Consider the following 3,347-nt stretch of genomic DNA (forward strand, 5'->3'; position numbering starts at 1 on the left):
TTTAATCTTGACGATGACCTACTCTCACATGGGGAAACCCCACACTACCATCGGCGATGCATCGTTTCACTGCTGAGTTCGGGATGGGATCAGGTGGTTCCAATGCTCTATGGTCGTCAAGAAATTCGGGTACCGAGTCGTGGCCAGCTGGCCGCGCTTCAGCAAATCGGGTATGTGATAGTCAGTGCGTTTTGTGAGTCGCAAACTTTCGGTTCGTTTCGTCTTCACACACCGCAATCTGGTGCTCTTTCGAGTCAACAAATTGCTTGGGTGTTATATGGTCAAGCCTCACGGGCAATTAGTATTGGTTAGCTCAACGCCTCACAGCGCTTACACACCCAACCTATCAACGTCGTAGTCTTCGACGGCCCTTCAGGGGACTCAAGGTCCCAGTGAGATCTCATCTTGAGGCTAGTTTCCCGCTTAGATGCTTTCAGCGGTTATCTATTCCGAACATAGCTACCCGGCAATGCCACTGGCGTGACAACCGGAACACCAGAGGTTCGTCCACTCCGGTCCTCTCGTACTAGGAGCAGCCCCTCTCAAATCTCAAACGTCCACGGCAGATAGGGACCGAACTGTCTCACGACGTTCTAAACCCAGCTCGCGTACCACTTTAAATGGCGAACAGCCATACCCTTGGGACCGGCTTCAGCCCCAGGATGTGATGAGCCGACATCGAGGTGCCAAACACCGCCGTCGATATGAACTCTTGGGCGGTATCAGCCTGTTATCCCCGGAGTACCTTTTATCCGTTGAGCGATGGCCCTTCCATACAGAACCACCGGATCACTAAGACCTACTTTCGTACCTGCTCGACGTGTCTGTCTCGCAGTCAAGCGCGCTTTTGCCTTTATACTCTACGACCGATTTCCGACCGGTCTGAGCGCACCTTCGTACTCCTCCGTTACTCTTTAGGAGGAGACCGCCCCAGTCAAACTACCCACCATACACTGTCCTCGATCCGGATAACGGACCTGAGTTAGAACCTCAAAGTTGCCAGGGTGGTATTTCAAGGTTGGCTCCACGCAGACTGGCGTCCACGCTTCAAAGCCTCCCACCTATCCTACACAAGCAAATTCAAAGTCCAGTGCAAAGCTATAGTAAAGGTTCACGGGGTCTTTCCGTCTAGCCGCGGATACACTGCATCTTCACAGCGATTTCAATTTCACTGAGTCTCGGGTGGAGACAGCGCCGCCATCGTTACGCCATTCGTGCAGGTCGGAACTTACCCGACAAGGAATTTCGCTACCTTAGGACCGTTATAGTTACGGCCGCCGTTTACCGGGGCTTCGATCAAGAGCTTCGCGTTAGCTAACCCCATCAATTAACCTTCCGGCACCGGGCAGGCGTCACACCCTATACGTCCACTTTCGTGTTTGCAGAGTGCTGTGTTTTTAATAAACAGTCGCAGCGGCCTGGTATCTTCGACCGGCGTGGGCTTACGGAGCAAGTCCTTCACCCTCACCGGCGCACCTTCTCCCGAAGTTACGGTGCCATTTTGCCTAGTTCCTTCACCCGAGTTCTCTCAAGCGCCTTGGTATTCTCTACCCAACCACCTGTGTCGGTTTGGGGTACGGTTCCTGGTTACCTGAAGCTTAGAAGCTTTTCTTGGAAGCATGGCATCAACCACTTCGTGTTCTAAAAGAACACTCGTCATCAGCTCTCGGCCTTAGACTCCCGGATTTACCTAAGAGTCCAGCCTACCACCTTAAACTTGGACAACCAACGCCAAGCTGGCCTAGCCTTCTCCGTCCCTCCATCGCAATAACCAGAAGTACAGGAATATTAACCTGTTTTCCATCGACTACGCTTTTCAGCCTCGCCTTAGGGACCGACTAACCCTGCGTCGATTAACGTTGCGCAGGAAACCTTGGTCTTTCGGCGTGGGTGTTTTTCACACCCATTATCGTTACTCATGTCAGCATTCGCACTTCTGATACCTCCAGCAAGCTTCTCAACTCACCTTCACAGGCTTACAGAACGCTCCTCTACCGCATCATCCGAAGATGATACCCGTAGCTTCGGTGTATGGTTTGAGCCCCGTTACATCTTCCGCGCAGGCCGACTCGACTAGTGAGCTATTACGCTTTCTTTAAAGGGTGGCTGCTTCTAAGCCAACCTCCTAGCTGTCTAAGCCTTCCCACATCGTTTCCCACTTAACCATAACTTTGGGACCTTAGCTGACGGTCTGGGTTGTTTCCCTTTTCACGACGGACGTTAGCACCCGCCGTGTGTCTCCCATGCTCGGCACTTGTAGGTATTCGGAGTTTGCATCGGTTTGGTAAGTCGGGATGACCCCCTAGCCGAAACAGTGCTCTACCCCCTACAGTGATACATGAGGCGCTACCTAAATAGCTTTCGAGGAGAACCAGCTATCTCCGAGCTTGATTAGCCTTTCACTCCGATCCACAGGTCATCCGCTAACTTTTCAACGGTAGTCGGTTCGGTCCTCCAGTTAGTGTTACCCAACCTTCAACCTGCCCATGGATAGATCGCCCGGTTTCGGGTCTATTCCCAGCGACTAGACGCCCTATTAAGACTCGCTTTCGCTACGCCTCCCCTATTCGGTTAAGCTCGCCACTGAAAATAAGTCGCTGACCCATTATACAAAAGGTACGCAGTCACCCAACAAAGTGGGCTCCCACTGCTTGTACGCATACGGTTTCAGGATCTATTTCACTCCCCTCTCCGGGGTTCTTTTCGCCTTTCCCTCACGGTACTAGTTCACTATCGGTCAGTCAGTAGTATTTAGCCTTGGAGGATGGTCCCCCCATATTCAGACAAAGTTTCTCGTGCTCCGTCCTACTCGATTTCATGACTAAGAGATTTTCGCGTACAGGGCTATCACCCACTATGGCCGCACTTTCCAGAGCGTTCCGCTAATCTCAAAGCCACTTAAGGGCTAGTCCCCGTTCGCTCGCCACTACTAAGGGAATCTCGGTTGATTTCTTTTCCTCAGGGTACTTAGATGTTTCAGTTCCCCTGGTTCGCCTCTTGCACCTATGTATTCAGTACAAGATAACCATCTTATGATGGCTGGGTTCCCCCATTCAGACATCTCCGGATCAAAGTCTGTTTGCCGACTCCCCGAAGCTTTTCGCAGGCTACCACGTCTTTCATCGCCTCTGACTGCCAAGGCATCCACCGTATGCGCTTCTTCACTTGACCATATAACCCCAAGCAATCTGGTTATACTATGAAGACGACATTCGCCGAAAATTCGCATGCTCTCTTAATTAAGAGCAACTCACAAATTTTACCTTAGCCTGATCCGTTACCAGTGAAAGTAACGTTCAGTCTATCTTTCTATCACATACCCAAATTTTTAAAGAACGATCTAATCA

2 rRNA genes are annotated in these 3,347 nt (G+C 51.2%); both read right to left on the reverse strand.

The features are described 5' to 3' along the window. Positions 1-5 precede the first annotated feature (5 nt). Positions 6-121: ribosomal RNA gene (gene rrf, locus CKW25_RS25860) — 5S ribosomal RNA — on the reverse strand. A 156-nt stretch (positions 122-277) separates the two neighbouring features. Continuing rightward, positions 278-3,171 (reverse strand): 23S ribosomal RNA (locus CKW25_RS25865). Positions 3,172-3,347 lie beyond the last annotated feature (176 nt).

The organism is Pseudomonas sp. Irchel s3h17 (genome assembly GCF_900187505.1).
In the GTDB taxonomy this organism is placed as follows: domain Bacteria; phylum Pseudomonadota; class Gammaproteobacteria; order Pseudomonadales; family Pseudomonadaceae; genus Aquipseudomonas.